Consider the following 16,448-nt stretch of genomic DNA (forward strand, 5'->3'; position numbering starts at 1 on the left):
AAGGGAAGGACGATCATGTCGGATGTTTCCGTACCTCGCTGGGACGCTGTGGACATTGATGCGCTCTGCGAGGGAGCGGAGCTGATCGCCTTTGACCTGGACAACACATTGGCGCGTTCCAAAAAGCCGATGAAGGATGATATGGCCGAGGTTTTTTCCATTTTGACCTCGCTGATTGACGTCGCAGTGATAACCGGTGGAAAATACGCATTGCTGCAAAGTCAGGTCGTAGATAGACTGACCGATACGGCCGATCGTTCGAGACTCCATCTCATGCCTACCAGCGGAACCCGTTACTACCGATGGGACGGTCGGCGATGGGTACTGGTGTTCTCGCATGATCTGAGCGATGAGGAGCGTACCAAGGCCAAGGAATCATTGGAACGCAATGCGCGCGAACAGGGTATCTGGTGCAGCCGTGCCTGGGGCGAACGCATCGAGGACCGAGGCAGTCAGATCACATTCTCCGCTTTGGGACAGCTCGCTCCGATTGAAGCCAAGGAGGCATGGGATCCCACGGATGAGAAAAAAAGCAGATTGGCCCGGGCGGTCGCGGCCGAACTGCCGGAATTGGATGTCAGACCCGGGGGTGCCAGCAGTGTCGACATCTCCCAACGAGGCTTCGACAAATCTTTCGCCGTCCGCGAACTTGCCGGGATCCTCGGCATGGAAGTCGGGCGGATCGTATTCATTGGCGATCGCATGGAACCAGGCGGCAATGATTATCCGGCTGCCTTGGCGGGCACCAGAGCGGTCAAGGTGACGGGGCCCGCGGATACCGTAAGGCTTTGCGACGGAATCATCGCCGGTTTGTCTCGGTGAGGAGAATGGATATGGGACCGGTGGCGCGCGCATCCTCATATATGGTGAATGTGCTGTTTCCTCGTGGCTGCGCGGGATGTGATAGACCGGATGAGATATTGTGTTCCGAATGCCGTGCATTGTTCGACTGTGGTCTCTCCCAGACGCTCGAGACGGCTACGATGGGACGCTGGTTCGCGTGCGGATGGTATCGCGGTGCGGCTAGGCAGGCGATTCTTTCGTGGAAGGACCATGGGGATGAGGAATGCGAGCGTCCGTTTTCCGAGGCGCTTTGCTCGCTTGCGGAGCAGGTGGGATTGCCGGATCATCTGGGTGGTATGCCCCGTGATCGGGTGTTGATTGTGCCCGCTCCATCATCACTCGCATCCATGCGGCAACGTGGCCGACGCCATATGATGCCTTTGGCAACAGGACTCGCATCGTACCTGCGGGAACGAACCGGAATGCGCGTGCGGGCATGCGAGGCTTTGGAGAACAGGGGAACTGCTGGAAGATCCGTTGAAACCGGTGGAACGGCGCAACGCTCACAACGTCTGAAAGGCCGCATTATGGCCCGGGAAAAGTTTCTTCTGAGGGATAAGGCGGTGATTCTGGTGGATGACATCGTCACTTCCGGCACCACCATGCGCCGTTGCATCGACGCCTTGTCCTTGCAGGGAGCCGAAGTGGTCACGGCGCTTTCGCTGGCTCACACGCCTGCGGGCAGGCCAGCGAAAGCCGGACGTCACTTCTCGTCGGAGATATGATATTTCGGCAATGTTATCTCAAAATCCGCGCCGCGTGGATCATCCACGACACGTACCGTTCCACCATGCAATTGTGCTGCCCAACGGGCGATTGACAGTCCTAGGCCGGTGCCTCCCGACTCGGTGCCCGGGCCGGTTTTGCCTTTGACGAATCGGCGGAAGATATCCGAACGAGCTTCCTGTGGAATTTGGGAGCCGAAATTGACGACGTTCGTCACAATCGTGGAATGTTCCTTGTCTTCATGCGCCTCGATGAGCACCGCGGTGTTGTCCGCGGAATGCTTGAGCGCGTTGGCGATGATATTGGTGAACAATTGGCGCAGCCGGTCCTGATCGCCTTCCATTTCGATATCGTCGGGCACGTGGATTTTGATGTCGTGGGCGTGTCCGGCGTCGGCGATTTCCAGTGGTTCCACGGTTTCGTCGATGAAATCCGCGAAATTGAACTTGTCTATTTGCAGACTTGCCGCACCAGCTTCCATACGTGACAGGTCGAGCAGGAAGGCTATGAGGTCGGAAAGACGGTGTGTCTGGTTGAGAATGCTTTCCAGATTTGACGGGGTCGGCTCAACCACGCCATCCGCCATGTTTTCCACCATGGCCTGCAACGCCGAAACCGGCGTGCGCAGTTCATGGCTCACATTGGCTACCATGTCCCGACGCATCTGATCCGCGTGCTGAAGCTCCTCAGCCATCTCATTGAAGGACATGGCCAATTGGCCTACCTCATCACGATTGTTCTCATCGACGTGCACGCGTACGGTGTAGTCGCCATCCGCCATGGCTTCGGCGGCGTCCCTCATTTCACGCAGGGGAGAGGTCAGACCTCTGGAGAAAAAGTAGGTGATACCTAGAGCCACGGCAAGAGTAATCGGCATGGCAATCCAGATGCTCAGCTCCACTTTGAGTAGGAACCAAGCCATGATGAAGGCGATGAGGGTGGAGATGGTGATCAGCACGCACAATTCGACCTTGAGTGATGAGAACGAACCAATGGGGCGTTTGGTGTCCAAGACATTGACCGAACGCCCCGGTTTCGAATCGGTAGTATGCATACCACCAAATACTAGCGCATCACTTTTGCGGCTCCGGCGGTTCGAACGCATACCCGACACCGTGCACGGTCCGGATGGTCTTCGAACCCAGCTTATGCCGTAGTGCCTTGACATGTGAGTCCACGGTGCGGGTGCCGGAGGCGTCCACCCAATCCCATACCTCTTCGAGCAGTTTTTCGCGGGTGAGCACGGACTTCGGCTTGCGGGCCAGTGTGGCGAGAAGATCGAATTCCGTCGGAGTCAGGTGAACCTGCTTACCATCGACGGTGACAATGCGTTGGGCCGGGTCGATGACCAATGAGCCGAAATTGAGCAGTTTCTCGTTTTCGGAATTCTTGGCGATGATTTTGGCGCGGTCCACACGCCGTAGCAAGGCCTTGCACCGCGCGATGAGCTCGCGCATGGAGAACGGCTTAGTCATATAGTCATCAGCTCCGGCTCCAAGACCGATGACCTTGTCGGCTTCGTCGTCTCGCGCCGTCAGAATCAGCACAGGCACAGGGCGTTCCGCCACGATGCGCTTGGTGGCCTCGAGACCGTCCATCACGGGCAACATGATGTCCATGATGACCAGATCCGGACGAAGCGTGGAAGCTGCCTGCACCGCGCTCGCACCGTCGGAGGCTACGCGTGCGGTCCAGCCTTCCGCCGTGATGCGCTGCGCGATGGCCGTGGCCAGCGTCGGTTCGTCTTCGACCACCAGAACGGTGTGCGGTTCCGTCGTTGTGGACTGTGCTGATGAGTTGAGCATGAAGTATTCCGCCTTTCTCAGTGTTCCGGCTTCAAGAATACTGCGCCCAATGCCGGAACGGTGATTTTCGCGGACCAGTCACGGGAATGGTATTCCCCTTCGACAGCCTCGAAAGTGCCGTTGTGGATGTCGGATCCGCCGTACTTCTTGTCGTCAGTGGTCAGTACTTCGGTCCATCGGCCGCCCTTGGTGAGCGGAACCTGATAGTCCTCCCATGCCTCGCCGGAGAAGTTCACAACGACGACCATCTGCTCCCCATCCTTGCCGACACGCACGAAGCTGAGCGTGTTGTGGTCGGCATCGTCGCTGGTAAGCCACTGGAAGCCCGCGGGATCGAAATCCTGACTCCACAGCGCGGGAGACGCCTTGTACAGCGCATTCAGGTCGGCGACAAGCTTCTGCACGCCACGATGGTCAGGCCAGTTGAGCGCATCCCAATCGACCGAACCGTCATGGTCCCATTCGCCGTACTGCGCCACCTCGTTGCCCATGAAGGAGAGCTTCTTGCCGGGATGGGCCCATTGGTAGGCGAACAGCGCGCGCACGCCGGCGTAACGCTGCCAGTCGTCGCCCGGCATCTTGCCGAATAGCGATCCCTTTCCGTACACGACCTCGTCATGGCTGATCGGCAGCACGTAATGCTCGGAATAGGCGTACACCATGGAGAAGGTGATCTCGTTGTGGTGCCACTTGCGGTTGATCGGCTCTTCATGCAGGTATTCCAAGGTATCGTGCATCCAACCCATGTTCCACTTGAGTCCGAATCCAAGGCCGCCTGCGTCGGTCGGCGCGGTGACACCGGGGTACGCGGTGGATTCCTCGGCGATCATCATGATGCCCGGGTTGTTCTTGTATGCGGTCGCCGTGGCCTCCTTGAGGAAGTCGATGGCCTCGAGGTTCTCGCGTCCGCCATAGATGTTCGGATGCCACTGGCCGGGCTTGCGGCTGTAGTCGAGGTAGAGCATGGAGGACACCGCGTCCACGCGCAACGCGTCGATATGGTATTCGTCCAGCCAGAAGCAGGCGTTGGCAACCAGGAAGTTGCGCACTTCGCGGCGTCCGAAGTTGAACACATAGGTGCCCCAGTCCGGATGCTCGCCGCGGGTCGGGTCGGGATCCTCGTACAGTGGGGTTCCGTCGAATCTGCCGAGGGCGAACGCGTCCTTCGGGAAATGCGCGGGGACCCAGTCCATGATCACGCCGATGCCGGCGTCATGCATCTTCTCGACCAGATACTTGAAATCGTCGGGACCGCCAAGTCTCGAATCGATTGCATAATAGCCGGTCACCTGATATCCCCACGAGCCGGAGAAGGGGTGTTCAGCCAGCGGCATGAATTCCACATGGGTGAAGCCTTCCTTCTGGATGTAGGGGACCAGCTTGTCGGCGAGCTCGCGATAGTTGCTCACGTCCTTGCGCCAGCTGGAGGCATGCACCTCGTAGATGCTGACCGGCCCGTTATGCGGATCGGTGGCGGCTCGTTTGTCCATCCAGGTCTTATCGTGCCATGCATGGGTGGATTCCACGACGATGGAACCAGTGTGCGGTGGAATCTCGTGCGAGCGTTCCATCGGGTCGGCCTTCATGACCCATTCGTTGTTGGCGTTGAGGATTTCGTATTTGTAAATGGTTCCAGCCTCGACACCGGGCACGAACAGCTCCCAGATTCCGGAGGAACCCAGCTCTCGCATGGCATGGGTGCGGCCGTTCCATCCGTTGAAGTCGCCAACCACACGGACCGCATGGGCGTTCGGAGCCCATACCGTGAATGCGGTGCCGACCAGTTGCTTTCCCTTGCTTCCATCGTTGGAGCCAAGTGGATCATCGTAGCGCAGTACGCGAGCGCCCAATGCCTCCCAGAGTCGCTCATGCCGGCCCTCTCCGAACAAATACATGTCCAGATCGCCGATGGTGGGCAGATACCTGTACGGGTCATCGGACACCACGACGGACCCGTCCTCGTATTCCGTCTTGACGCGGTAATCGGGAACGCCGAAGCCGTCATCGGTGACGATGGCCGGGACGAGCGCCATGAAAACGCCATTGAATTCATGTACCGCCTGGGTCTGTCCCTTTTCGGTGATGATCGTCACGGTTTTCGCCAATGGGCGCAGCACGCGGATTGTGACGACATCCTCGTGCCCATCCGCGCCGAGATGCCCACCGAGCACTTCGTGCGGATTATAGAACGTACCGTTGCTTACCGCATCCAGGTCGCCCTGCGCAACAGGAACGGCAACGCTATCTTCTTTGATCTTGGATTCTGTAGCCATGGAAAAAGTGTAAGCATGAAATGCTTGAAAAATGGCTCGTGTCGCGGCCTTTTTTTGAAATTTAGGCTATTTTTGAGCAAGTCCAGACCTGATGGCACAATAATTCGGGTTTTGTGTAAGCATTTCACGGAGGATTCATGGGTTATAAGGTCGGCGACATGGTCGTCTATCCACGTCATGGCGCTGCGAAGGTGGAGGCCATTACCGAGCGGACAGTCAAGGGCGTGACCCGTCAGTATCTGCAACTGTCGGTGCTTTCATCCGATGGGCTGGTCATCAATGTGCCGGTGGACAATGCCAAGAAGGTCGGTGTTCGAGATATCGTCGGTGCCAAGGAGGTGGCGAAGGTCTTCGAGATCCTGCGCACTCCCATCCTTGAGAAGGAAATGAACTGGTCACGTCGGTACAAGTTGAACGTGGAGAAGATCGCCACGGGCGACGTCAATAAAATCGCCGAAGTGGTGCGTGACCTTTCCCAGCGCGATGTCGACGAGCATGGACTGTCCGCGGGTGAGAAGCGTATGCTGACCAAGGCCCGCAGCATTCTGACCTCGGAGATCGCATTGTCCGAGCATCTCGATGAGTCCGAGGCCCAGCGTCTGCTCGATGTGAATCTCGGATATGAGCCGGCGCGGCCGGGTGATGAGCAGCACCACACCGAGGCTCCGAAGGAAGCGGCCATGGACACTTTGGCACGTGTCGAGGCGGAAAACAAGAAGTCCAAAAAGAAGTAGAGACGTTCATGCGTATCGGTCAGGGGTTTGACGCCCATCGATTCGCATCCCATGACGCAGGCAAGCCTCTTTGGCTTGCCTGTTTGCTTTGGGACGGCGATGGCATTGAAGGTGATTCGGACGGCGACGTCGTGGCTCATGCGTTGATTGACGCGTTGCTTTCCGCGGCTTCGTTGGGTGACATCGGTATGCTGTTCGGCGTAGGGGCCGATTCGGCCGGCGCGGGCGCCCATGGGGACGAAATGCTTCGGAAGACGGTCGACTATCTGTATGAACATGGCATGCGGCCGGTAAGCGCCAGTGTGGTTGTCATAGCGAACCGTCCGAAAATCGGCGGGCGTCGTGAGGAGGCCCGGCAGGCGTTGAGTCAGGCGGTTGGTTGCGATGTCTCCTTGACCGCCACCACCACGGATGGCATGGGATTCACCGGCGCCGGCGAGGGGGTCGCGGCCGTCGCCAACGCTCTTGTGGAACCAATGGTCTAGCTTTTTCGCTCCGCTTTATCGGTGACGTATCGTTTCGACCACTTTGGCGATGATCCAGAAAATCGTGGAAAGCGTCACGATGATGAAGCTCGGAGGGGCGGGAAACATGGCGGAAACCACCAGTCCACCCCAGATCGAGACCAAGCAGATGACCGTGGCAACGACCATTGCGGAGAATGGCGAACGCGCGATGATATTGGCCGTCGCCGCGGGGGTGACCACCAGCGCGAAGATCAGCAACGTGCCGACGGCGGGAACGGCGATGGTGATCACGCCCGCCATAATCGCCATGAAGCATATGTTCATAAGGCCGACGGGCACGCCTTTCGCCTGCGCCACCTGCTCGTCAAGCGAGCTGAACAGCAACGGGCGATAAATGACGGCCAGTACCGCCAGCAACAGCACGTCGAACACTGCGAATCCGATGATCTGCCCATTCGTGATCGTCAGAATGGATCCGAACAGTATCGACTGCATCTGTTGGGATGCGGAGCTGGACAACCGTGCGAAGAACAGGCCCATGCCTGTGGCGAAGGCTAGAACGGTGCCTGTGGCGATTTCGCGCTGTGAGGCCTTTTTCCCCAGTGCACCGATCACCAAGGCTCCGCCGAGGGCGAACGAGCCGAGGCCGGCGCTGACCGGCAGGCCCAGCAATACCGCGCCCGTGGCGCCTGGCAGTCCGATGTGCGCCAATGCATGTGCGGCGAATGTGGAATGACGTGCGATGGTGAAGTATCCCATGATTCCGGCTGCGAGTGCGATGCATAATCCGGCGAGGAATGCGTTCGTCATGAATGGCGCGGTCAGTGTGCTTGCCCAGTCGGGGTCAAAGGAGAAAGCGGTTCCGTCCATGATCATGCCTCTTGTGTTTTGTGGTTGTGGTGATGGAATTGGGCGATTTCCTCCGGCGCATGGGCGTCGACGGTCATGTCGTCCGGCTCGTCCTCGCTTGGGGTCACGAACATGTCGCCCTGTGGAGTGGTGACCACTTGCACGGTGGTGCCGTACAGATGGGTGAGCAGTTTCGAATCCAACACTTCGTTCATACCTGCGTAGTGTGGGTGCCCGTCGAGCAGATACACGGCTCCGGTAAGGATCGGCAGCAACATGTTCAGATCATGGGCCACGACTTGAATCGTCATGCCGAGTTCATGGTTGAGCTTGGCGAGCACGTGCACGGTTGCGCGTTGGCTGGCCAGATCAAGATTGGCAAGTGGCTCGTCCAGCATAAGCAGTTGCGGGTCGGACACCAGCGCCTGCGCGATGGCGACGCGTTGTCGTAGACCTCCCGAGAGCTCGGACAGACGGTATGTTGCCTTGTCCCGCATGCCGACGAACGCCAATGCGTCGCGGACTTTGTCCTTTTGCCTGCGGGTGGTGGGGTGGATGCCGAATCTGGCTCCCGTCAATCCGAGCATCACCGACTGCTCGGCGGTGATGTTCGATTCGATGTCGGAGGCGTAGCTTTGCGGCACGTATCCGATGCGATGGTTCATGGTGCCGGCTGGCTGGCCGAGCACCGTGATGCTGCCCTGCGCGATGGGAACCAGGCCGAGTTCAGCCTTCATCATGGTGGTTTTGCCTGCTCCATTGGTGCCGACGATGGCGGTCACTGAGCCCTGTGGGATTCGGAAGGTTCCATGTTGCCAGATGGTGTTCCCGCCACGTGTCACGCCCGCGTCGTTGAATTCGATGCAGGCGGCTGCTTCGTCATGCATGGTCCGCTCCTTGGTCGTTTGCTGACGCAATTGTTCCAAATGGTGTTGACAATCATTCTCAATAAGAAGATGTTTCATGCACGGCCAGTACCTGCATGCTTGGATCACGGAGAAAAGGAAACCGCCGACGAAGTGCGTTTCGTCGGCGGTTCCGTGAAATTCTCGGTGACGGATGCTTCTATCGATTCACTTTCCCGGATTCGTCTGCCCCGTGTTGTCCGGAGTAGTTCCGTCGGTCGTGGCACCGGAGTCCGATTCCGAGACGGAACCGGACTCGGACTCTGAAGACCGCGTGTCGGAACCGGCTTCGTCGGTTGCGTCCGCGGTCCCGTTTTTATCCTTGGCCATTTCCTCGTCCAGTGCCGTGATGAGACGGGTGGTCCATTCGATTAGGTCTTTGCAGTCATCCGGCATCTGTTCCGTGATGTCGATGACCGGCAGGTCGGATTTGTGTGCGGTTCCGGTGATGATGTTCGTGGCATCGCTGGTCTCCTGTGTGTTGTTGACCAGGAAGTCGACGTCATGGCCTTCCAACAGTTTTTGGAACTCCTGCAGATTCTCCGAAGAGGGTTGTGAGCCATCCGCGGTGGACTGGGAATATCCTGCGGGCGTTTTATCGGTGAGGCCGATGTCGCTGAAAAGATAGTATGCGACCGGCTCCGTGGAGGCGTAGGAGATGTCCTTGAACGATTCGGAGGATTTCTCCATATCCTTTTCGAGCTTCGATTCCCGTTTGCTCCATGCCTTGAGACGGGCCGCAAAGTATTTCCGCTGTTTCGGCATGATGCGGCTATAGGTGTCGGCCAGTTCCTTCGCCATGGCGTTGCGCGCGTCGCTGGAGAACCATAGATGGGGATTATCGCCCTCGACCGCGCCGACCATCTGCGCCGCGGATACCGAAACGATGTTCTTTCGCGGGCTCTTCGTGGCCCATGAATCGTATTCGGCCCCGTTGGATACGATGACCTGGGCCTTGTCCAAGGCGTCCACGTCCTTGGTCTTGGGTTCAAAGCCGTGGGCGTCTTCGGCGGTGGAGGAAAGGATGGATGTTACTTTGACGTGCGATCCTCCGATCTGTTCCGCCACGGAACCCCACTGATTGATCGAGGACACCACTTTAATCGGGGCGGTTTGCTCAGCCGTTGTTTCGGCTGACGGCTGGTTCGGCTCCGTCTCGCCCTTGGAGCATGATGCGGTGCCGAGTACCATGCATAGGGCTATTCCCGCGGCAAAGGTGCGAAGGGGCGGACGCTGGTGCGAATGCATGTCGGTTGTGCCTTCTTCCTATGACGTCTCGGTTGTGTCCATCTCATAAGCGCGTGTGCGACTTACGCTTGAAACCAAGATAGTCTACGATACTTGCAAATGCCAATACGACGAGCACGGGAACGAGAGGTGTGACCCATCATGGCAGTGAGAATCGATGGCAAGGCAGTGTCCGCGAGTATCAAGAAGGATCTCGCCGCGAGGGTCGAGGCATTGAAGGCTCGGGGAATTGAACCAGGTTTGGGCACCATTCTGGTCGGCTCTGATCCGGGGTCGGTGAAGTATGTTGCCGGCAAACACGCTGATTGCGCCGAGATTGGCGTGAATTCAATTAAACGCGAGTTGCCCGGAGACGCGACGTTCGAACAGATCGCCGAAGCCGTACGCGAGCTCAACGCGGATCCTGCCTGTACCGGTTATATCGTGCAGCTCCCGCTTCCGAAAGGTGTCGACGAGAACGCTATTATCGATTTGATTGATCCGAGGAAGGATGCGGATGGTATGCATCCATACAATCTCGGAGAGCTGGTTCTGCATGCGAAAGGGGATATAACCACACCTTTGCCGTGCACGCCCCGCGGTGTGATCGAGCTGCTCAGTTCCTACGACATCGATCTGGACGGCAAGGAAGTGTGTGTGCTGGGGCGTGGCATCACCATCGGGCGCACCATCGGATTGCTGCTCACGCGCAAATCCGTCAACGCCACCGTCACGCTGTGCCATACGGGGACGAAGGACGTGCGCGATCATATGCGACGTGCCGACGTGATCGTTGCGGCCATGGGGTCCGCTGGTTTTGTCAAGCCGGACGACATCAAGGAGGGCGCGGTCCTCGTCGATGTCGGAGTGTCCCGCGTATTCGACGAGGAGGCCGGACGATATCGGGTCAAAGGAGATGTCGACAAAGCCTGTTACGAGAAGGCTTCGGCATACACGCCAAATCCTGGAGGAGTGGGCCCGATGACCCGTGCGATGCTGCTGCAGAACGTCGTGGAGATGGCCGAGCGCCGGGCCTGATTCTCCGTGACCTGGTTTTCGGGCGTGTCGTCCTATCGGCGCGCCCGATTTTTGTGCATGGTCTGCGGTATGCTTGCGCAATGTGCGCATATCTGCGCGCAGGTATAACTGAAGAACGATTTTATCCACCAACTATTTTGTAAGAAACCACATTAATGGCAGAGAACAATAACGAAGTCGCCAAGGTCGCCATCAACGACATCGGCACCGAAGAGGACTTCATCAAGGCAGTCGATTCCACCATCAAGAACTTCGATGATGGTGATCTGGTCGAAGGTACCGTCGTCAAGGTCGATCACGACGAGGTTCTGCTCGACATCGGCTACAAGACCGAGGGCGTTATCCCCTCTCGCGAGCTTTCCATCAAGAAGGACGTCGATCCTGACGAAGTCGTCGAGGTCGGCGACACCATCGAGGCCCTTGTCGTCACCAAGGAAGACAAGGAAGGCCGTCTGATTCTGTCCAAGAAGCGTGCCCAGTATGAGCGCGCCTGGGGCGACATCGAGAAGATCAAGGAAGCCGACGGCGTCGTCGAAGGCACCGTCATCGAAGCCGTCAAGGGTGGCCTCATCGTCGACATCGGTCTGCGTGGCTTCCTGCCGGCATCCTTGGTCGAGATGCGCCGCGTCCGCGACCTGTCTCCGTACATTGGCCAGAAGATCAAGGCCAAGATCCTCGAGCTCGACAAGAACCGCAACAATGTGGTTCTCTCCCGTCGCCAGTACCTCGAGGAGACCCAGTCCGAAGTGCGCGAGACCTTCCTGTCCCAGCTCAAGAAGGGCCAGATTCGCGAAGGTGTCGTGTCCTCCATCGTCAACTTCGGCGCATTCGTCGATCTCGGTGGTGTTGATGGCCTGATTCACGTTTCCGAGCTGTCTTGGAAGCACATCGACCACCCGTCCGAGGTCGTCAAGGTCGGCGACAAGGTCACCGTCGAGGTGCTCGACGTGGATCTCGACCGTGAGCGCATTTCCCTGTCCCTCAAGGCCACCCAGGAAGATCCGTGGCAGCGCTTCGCACGTACCCACGTTCCTGGTCAGATCGTCAAGGGCAAGGTCACCAAGATCGTGCAGTTTGGTGTCTTCATCTCCGTCGAGGACGGCATCGAGGGCCTCGTGCACATCTCCGAGCTGGCCAACCGTCACGTGGAGAACCCGGAGACCGTTGTCAAGCCGGGCGAGGAAGTGTTCGTCAAGGTGATCGACGTCGATCTCGATCGTCGCCGCATCTCCCTGTCCCTCAAGCAGGCCAACGACTCCGTCGATCCGGCTTCCGAGGACTTCGATCCGGCTCTGTACGGCATGCCGGCAGAGTACGACGAGCAGGGCAACTACAAGTATCCGGAAGGCTTCGACCCGGCAACCAACGAGTGGATCGCTGGTTACGAGAAGCAGCGTGAGGAGTGGGAAGCCCAGTACGCCGCAGCCCATGATCTGTGGGAGCAGCACAAGGAGTTCGTCGCCAAGGAACTGGAGAACGCCGAGGCTTCCGCAGCTGAGGACGGCCAGGCTCCGAAGGAAGAGAAGGTCGAAGAGGTGTCCAACTACTCCTCCGAGAGCACTTCCAACGGTACCCTCGCCGATTCCGACCAGCTCGCCGCTCTGCGCGACCAGCTGCTCGGCAAGTGAGTCCCGTCGAATCGGTTATAAGCCGTTTCGCGTGAATTCCTGATTGAAAGCCCCATGCCATTAGGCATGGGGCTTTTGCGTATGCCGTCTGCATTGAACATATCGGACATACAATGACGATTATGATGATTCGAATTGGCCTGACCGGAGGCATCGCCGCCGGCAAAAGCACTGTCGCCGCTCATTTGCGTGAACAGGGCGCCGTGCTCATCGATTACGATGCGTTGGCACGCAAGGCTGTGGAACCCGGAAGCATCGGACTGCGGCAAATCGTAGACCGTTTCGGACCTGGCGCATTGGATAAGCAGGGTGGGCTCAATCGTCGGTGGGTCGCCCAGCACGTGTTTTCCGGCCCGAATGCCGAATCCGAGAGACGAGCTCTTGACGAAATCGAACATCCTTTGATCTACGAACTTGCTGCCAAGGCCGAGCTACGTGCCCTTGCGGTCGACCCCGACGCAATCGTGGTACACGATATCCCCTTGCTAGCGGAAGTGGTGGATGATCTGCCTTTCCGCTTCGATCACATAATCACCGTCGAGGCTCCCGAAGACGTGCGGGTACAACGCATGACACGCACCCGGGGCATGAGTGAGCGTCAGGCATTGGACCGGATTGCCCACCAGCCGTCCCGTGAAAGACGTGAGAAAATCGCGGATGCGGTGGTCGATTCATCACAATCCATGGAACGTATGTTCGAGTATGTTGATACGCTGATGCGGCAATGGCGTTTGAGGACGAGGTAGATTATGGGATTCAACATTGAGCGTGTGAACAAGCCGTTTGTGGTCAAATCGCCATACAAACCATCCGGAGACCAGCCCAAGGCGATTGAAGAGCTGGCCACTCGCATCGAGAACGGCGAGAAAGACGTGGTGCTCATGGGCGCCACGGGCACCGGCAAAACGGCCACCACCGCATGGCTGATCGAGCGTCTGCAACGTCCGACGCTCATCATCGAGCCAAACAAGACGCTCGCCGCCCAGCTATGCGCCGAATTCCGCGAGCTTATGCCCGACAACGCGGTGAGCTACTTCGTCTCCTACTACGACTACTACCAGCCGGAAGCCTACATACCGCAAACCGACACCTACATAGAGAAGGACTCCAACATCAATGACGATGTGGAGCGTTTGCGCCATGCGGCCACGGCGAACCTTCTGACCCGACGCGATTGCGTGGTGGTGGCGACGGTCTCCTGCATCTACGGTTTGGGCACGCCGGAGGAGTATGCCGGCCGTATGCTGCTGCTCAAGGAAGGCCAGCAGATCGACCGCGACGACTTGCTGCGCAAGTTCGTGGCCATGCAATACAAACGCAACGACATTGCCTTCACGCGAGGCACGTTCCGGGTTCGGGGAGATACGGTCGAAATCATTCCCGTTTACGAGGAGCTGGCGATTCGCATTGAATTCTTCGGTGATGAGATCGATCGTATCTCCACGTTGCATCCGTTGACCGGCGATGTTATCGGTCATGAGGAACAGGTGCACATCTTCCCGGCGTCGCATTATGTGGCTGGACCGGAACGTATGGAGCATGCCTTGAAGACCATTCAGCGGGAATTGGATGAGCGCACCGCCGAATTGCGCAAACAGGGCAAGGAGCTTGAGGCGCAACGTCTCACCATGCGCACTACGTATGACTTGGAAATGCTCTCCCAGGTCGGTGTGTGTTCCGGCGTGGAAAACTATTCGAGGCATTTCGATGGTCGTGCCCCGGGCACTCCTCCGCATACGCTGCTCGATTTCTTTCCCGACGATTTCCTGCTTGTCATCGATGAATCGCATGTCACCGTTCCGCAGATCGGAGCAATGTACGAAGGTGACGCGAGCCGCAAACGCACATTGGTCGAACATGGATTCCGTCTGCCGTCGGCTATGGACAACCGTCCGCTCAAATGGCCGGAGTTCCAGGAACGTGTCGGCCAGACGGTCTATTTGTCGGCGACGCCGGGGGATTACGAACTCGGTCTGAGCAACGGCGTGGTCGAACAGATCATTCGTCCGACGGGCCTTGTCGATCCGCAGATCGATGTGCGTCCCGTGGAAGGGCAGGTCGATGATCTGCTTGCCGAAATCAAGGACCGGGTGGCAAGGAACGAACGTGCGCTGGTCACCACGCTTACCAAGAAGATGGCGGAGGACCTGACCGATTATCTGCTGGAACGGGGCATCAAGGTCGAGTATCTGCATTCCGACGTGGACACGTTGCGCCGCGTCGAACTGCTGCGCGAGCTCCGCGAAGGCAAGATCGACGTCATCGTCGGCATCAATCTGCTGCGCGAGGGGCTTGATTTGCCGGAAGTGTCGTTGGTGGCGATTCTCGACGCGGACAAGGAGGGTTTCCTGCGTTCGTATCGTTCTCTCATCCAGACCATCGGCCGTGCCGCGCGAAACGTATCCGGAACCGTCATCATGTATGCGGACGACATCACCGACGCCATGCATAAAGCCATCGATGAGACCAATCGACGTCGTGATATCCAGATTGCCTACAACAAGAAACACGGCATCGATCCGAAACCTCTTGTCAAAAAAATCTCCGACGTCAACGACATGCTCGCCAAGGAGGATGTCGACACCCAGACGCTGCTTGGCACTGGATACCGCAATGCGGATAAGGCCGGCAACTCACATCTTGGCGTTCCAGTCACCAGCAAGGAGGAAGCGGACAAGCGGCACGAGGAGATCCTCAAGGCCGGTCTTCCGGCGCAGGATTTGGCTGATTTGATTAGGCAGCTGTCCGAGCAGATGCACACGGCCGCCGAACAACTGCAGTTCGAGCTTGCCGCGCGTCTGCGCGATGAGATCCGCGATCTGAAGAAGGAACTCCGTCAGATGACCGAGGCGAGCAAATGACCGTCGTCCGGTCATACGGCATTCGTACCATGGTGAATCATGGCTGAAACACCACTTGCTTTTGAAATCGCCACGTTCGCGGTGCTTGCCGTCTTCTTCGTGGTCGACTTGTTCGTAATCGGTCGTAAACCCCATGTGCCATCCACCGGGGAGTGCGTGCGGCATATCGCGTTCTTCGTGATCATGGCGCTGATTTTCGGTGGTCTCATGTGGTTCTTCGCCGGATCGAAGCCGGCCATCGAGTTCTACTCGGGTTGGTTGACCGAATACTCGTTGAGCATCGACAATCTGTTCGTGTTCGTGATCATCATGTCGAATTTCGCCGTTCCCAAGGAACTGCAGAAGTTCGTGCTCTCGGTCGGCATCACCGTCGCGTTGGTGCTTCGTGGACTCTTCATTCTGGTGGGCGCGGCCATCATCTCGCGTTTCACATGGGTGTTCTTCCTGTTTGGTGCGTTCCTCATCGTCACGGCCGTCAAGCTCGTCACCGGAGGGGACGAGGATGAGGAATACCATGAGAATGCGCTGATTCATGCGTTGCGCAAGGTCATCAAGATCACGGATGAATACGATGGAGAGAAGCTGCGCACCGTGAAGGACGGCGTCAAGCACTGGACGCCTATGCTCATCGTCTTCCTGACCATCGGAACGACTGACGTGATGTTCGCATTCGATTCGATTCCCGCGATTTTCGGACTCACCAAAGATCCTTTCATCGTATTCACCTCCAATGTGTTCGCGCTGCTCGGCCTGCAGCAGCTGTACTTCCTGTTGGGTGAACTGCTTGACAAACTCGTTTATCTGCCGTTGGGTCTGTCCGTGGTGTTGGGCTTCATCGGCATCAAGCTCATCATGGAGGCCCTGCATGGCAACTCGTTGCCGTTCCTCAACGGCGGACAGCCAATCTCTTGGGTGCCGGAAGTGCCCACGTGGTTGTCTCTCATCGTGATCGTCCTTGCGATCGGAGGTGCGGCTCTGGCCAGCGTCCTCAAGATGCGTGCCGTGGAGAAGAGCGGAAAATGATGATTCGCCAAACGTTTGGAAAATAGCGGTTCATGCTTTCCCCGAAAATAATGTGAGCGCTCACAACAC

At 57.9% G+C, this 16,448-nt stretch carries 15 protein-coding genes; 9 read left to right on the plus strand and 6 right to left on the minus strand.

Annotated elements, in window-relative coordinates:
* Positions 1-15: 15 nt before the first annotated feature.
* Positions 16-822 carry an HAD-IIB family hydrolase gene (locus AC1ATL_RS05885; RefSeq protein WP_476569363.1) on the plus strand — a complete coding sequence of 269 codons (807 nt, stop codon included), beginning with the start codon at positions 16-18 and terminating at the stop codon, positions 820-822.
* 548 nt (positions 823-1,370) lie between these two features.
* Positions 1,371-1,568: a ComF family protein gene (locus AC1ATL_RS05890; RefSeq protein WP_476569221.1), complete on the plus strand. Its 198-nt coding sequence runs from the start codon at positions 1,371-1,373 to the stop codon at positions 1,566-1,568.
* On the opposite strand, the gene AC1ATL_RS05895 is transcribed toward AC1ATL_RS05890, so the two are convergent.
* Genes AC1ATL_RS05895 through glgB form a run of 3 tightly spaced genes read right to left on the minus strand, consistent with a single transcriptional unit; the run spans position 1,547 to position 5,647 of the window.
* Complete coding sequence (locus AC1ATL_RS05895) at positions 1,547-2,623, minus strand: sensor histidine kinase (protein WP_476569223.1); 1,077 nt, start codon at positions 2,621-2,623, stop codon at positions 1,547-1,549. The genes AC1ATL_RS05890 and AC1ATL_RS05895 overlap by 22 nt on opposite strands.
* A gap of 19 nt (positions 2,624-2,642) precedes the next feature.
* Complete coding sequence (locus tag AC1ATL_RS05900) at positions 2,643-3,374, minus strand: response regulator transcription factor (RefSeq protein ID WP_432623240.1); 732 nt, start codon at positions 3,372-3,374, stop codon at positions 2,643-2,645.
* A gap of 17 nt (positions 3,375-3,391) precedes the next feature.
* On the minus strand, positions 3,392-5,647 hold the full coding sequence (gene glgB / locus AC1ATL_RS05905) for a 1,4-alpha-glucan branching protein GlgB (RefSeq protein WP_476569225.1): 2,256 nt from the start codon (positions 5,645-5,647) through the stop codon (positions 3,392-3,394).
* Positions 5,648-5,784: 137 nt separating this feature from the next.
* Between glgB and AC1ATL_RS05910 the strand changes: the two genes are divergently transcribed.
* Positions 5,785-6,381, plus strand: coding sequence for a CarD family transcriptional regulator (locus tag AC1ATL_RS05910; protein WP_476569227.1), 597 nt, complete (start codon positions 5,785-5,787; stop codon positions 6,379-6,381).
* An 8-nt stretch (positions 6,382-6,389) separates the two neighbouring features.
* Positions 6,390-6,866, plus strand: coding sequence for a 2-C-methyl-D-erythritol 2,4-cyclodiphosphate synthase (ispF, locus tag AC1ATL_RS05915; RefSeq protein ID WP_476569229.1), 477 nt, complete (start codon positions 6,390-6,392; stop codon positions 6,864-6,866).
* Between the two features lie 15 nt (positions 6,867-6,881).
* Here ispF and AC1ATL_RS05920 read toward each other — a convergent pair whose 3' ends face one another.
* The 3 genes from AC1ATL_RS05920 to AC1ATL_RS05930 all read right to left on the minus strand — a co-directional run bounded on the left by AC1ATL_RS05920 (position 6,882) and on the right by AC1ATL_RS05930 (position 9,850).
* Positions 6,882-7,718 carry a metal ABC transporter permease gene (locus AC1ATL_RS05920; protein ID WP_476569231.1) on the minus strand — a complete coding sequence of 279 codons (837 nt, stop codon included), beginning with the start codon at positions 7,716-7,718 and terminating at the stop codon, positions 6,882-6,884.
* A 2-nt stretch (positions 7,719-7,720) separates the two neighbouring features.
* Positions 7,721-8,584: an ABC transporter ATP-binding protein gene (locus AC1ATL_RS05925; protein WP_476569233.1), complete on the minus strand. Its 864-nt coding sequence runs from the start codon at positions 8,582-8,584 to the stop codon at positions 7,721-7,723.
* A 186-nt stretch (positions 8,585-8,770) separates the two neighbouring features.
* On the minus strand, positions 8,771-9,850 hold the full coding sequence (locus AC1ATL_RS05930) for a metal ABC transporter solute-binding protein, Zn/Mn family (protein ID WP_476569235.1): 1,080 nt from the start codon (positions 9,848-9,850) through the stop codon (positions 8,771-8,773).
* A 141-nt stretch (positions 9,851-9,991) separates the two neighbouring features.
* On the opposite strand from AC1ATL_RS05930, the gene AC1ATL_RS05935 reads away from it, so the two are divergent.
* From AC1ATL_RS05935 to AC1ATL_RS05955, 5 genes are all read left to right on the plus strand, one after another.
* Positions 9,992-10,867: a bifunctional methylenetetrahydrofolate dehydrogenase/methenyltetrahydrofolate cyclohydrolase gene (locus AC1ATL_RS05935; RefSeq protein ID WP_476569237.1), complete on the plus strand. Its 876-nt coding sequence runs from the start codon at positions 9,992-9,994 to the stop codon at positions 10,865-10,867.
* 155 nt (positions 10,868-11,022) lie between these two features.
* On the plus strand, positions 11,023-12,495 hold the full coding sequence (gene rpsA / locus AC1ATL_RS05940) for a 30S ribosomal protein S1 (RefSeq protein WP_476569239.1): 1,473 nt from the start codon (positions 11,023-11,025) through the stop codon (positions 12,493-12,495).
* Between the two features lie 122 nt (positions 12,496-12,617).
* Positions 12,618-13,241: a dephospho-CoA kinase gene (gene coaE, locus AC1ATL_RS05945; protein WP_476569241.1), complete on the plus strand. Its 624-nt coding sequence runs from the start codon at positions 12,618-12,620 to the stop codon at positions 13,239-13,241.
* Positions 13,242-13,244: 3 nt separating this feature from the next.
* On the plus strand, positions 13,245-15,356 hold the full coding sequence (gene uvrB / locus AC1ATL_RS05950) for an excinuclease ABC subunit UvrB (protein ID WP_476569243.1): 2,112 nt from the start codon (positions 13,245-13,247) through the stop codon (positions 15,354-15,356).
* Between the two features lie 39 nt (positions 15,357-15,395).
* Positions 15,396-16,379, plus strand: coding sequence for a TerC family protein (locus AC1ATL_RS05955; RefSeq protein WP_476569245.1), 984 nt, complete (start codon positions 15,396-15,398; stop codon positions 16,377-16,379).
* The last annotated feature ends 69 nt before the right edge of the window (positions 16,380-16,448 follow it).

Source organism: Bifidobacterium sp. LH_743 (assembly GCF_056355775.1).

Excerpts from the sequence above, each read along its gene's own strand:
- AC1ATL_RS05920 (WP_476569231.1), bottom strand. The coding sequence starts at position 7,718 with ATGGACGGAACCGCTTTCTCCTTTGACCCCGACTGGGCAAGCACACTG.
- AC1ATL_RS05930 (WP_476569235.1), bottom strand. The coding sequence starts at position 9,850 with ATGCATTCGCACCAGCGTCCGCCCCTTCGCACCTTTGCCGCGGGAATA.
- AC1ATL_RS05895 (WP_476569223.1), bottom strand. The coding sequence starts at position 2,623 with ATGCATACTACCGATTCGAAACCGGGGCGTTCGGTCAATGTCTTGGAC.
- AC1ATL_RS05900 (WP_432623240.1), bottom strand. The coding sequence starts at position 3,374 with ATGCTCAACTCATCAGCACAGTCCACAACGACGGAACCGCACACCGTT.
- AC1ATL_RS05890 (WP_476569221.1), top strand. The coding sequence starts at position 1,371 with ATGGCCCGGGAAAAGTTTCTTCTGAGGGATAAGGCGGTGATTCTGGTG.
- uvrB (WP_476569243.1), top strand. The coding sequence starts at position 13,245 with ATGGGATTCAACATTGAGCGTGTGAACAAGCCGTTTGTGGTCAAATCG.
- AC1ATL_RS05885 (WP_476569363.1), top strand. The coding sequence starts at position 16 with ATGTCGGATGTTTCCGTACCTCGCTGGGACGCTGTGGACATTGATGCG.
- AC1ATL_RS05955 (WP_476569245.1), top strand. The coding sequence starts at position 15,396 with ATGGCTGAAACACCACTTGCTTTTGAAATCGCCACGTTCGCGGTGCTT.
- AC1ATL_RS05910 (WP_476569227.1), top strand. The coding sequence starts at position 5,785 with ATGGGTTATAAGGTCGGCGACATGGTCGTCTATCCACGTCATGGCGCT.
- rpsA (WP_476569239.1), top strand. The coding sequence starts at position 11,023 with ATGGCAGAGAACAATAACGAAGTCGCCAAGGTCGCCATCAACGACATC.
- ispF (WP_476569229.1), top strand. The coding sequence starts at position 6,390 with ATGCGTATCGGTCAGGGGTTTGACGCCCATCGATTCGCATCCCATGAC.
- AC1ATL_RS05935 (WP_476569237.1), top strand. The coding sequence starts at position 9,992 with ATGGCAGTGAGAATCGATGGCAAGGCAGTGTCCGCGAGTATCAAGAAG.
- glgB (WP_476569225.1), bottom strand. The coding sequence starts at position 5,647 with ATGGCTACAGAATCCAAGATCAAAGAAGATAGCGTTGCCGTTCCTGTT.
- coaE (WP_476569241.1), top strand. The coding sequence starts at position 12,618 with ATGATGATTCGAATTGGCCTGACCGGAGGCATCGCCGCCGGCAAAAGC.
- AC1ATL_RS05925 (WP_476569233.1), bottom strand. The coding sequence starts at position 8,584 with ATGCATGACGAAGCAGCCGCCTGCATCGAATTCAACGACGCGGGCGTG.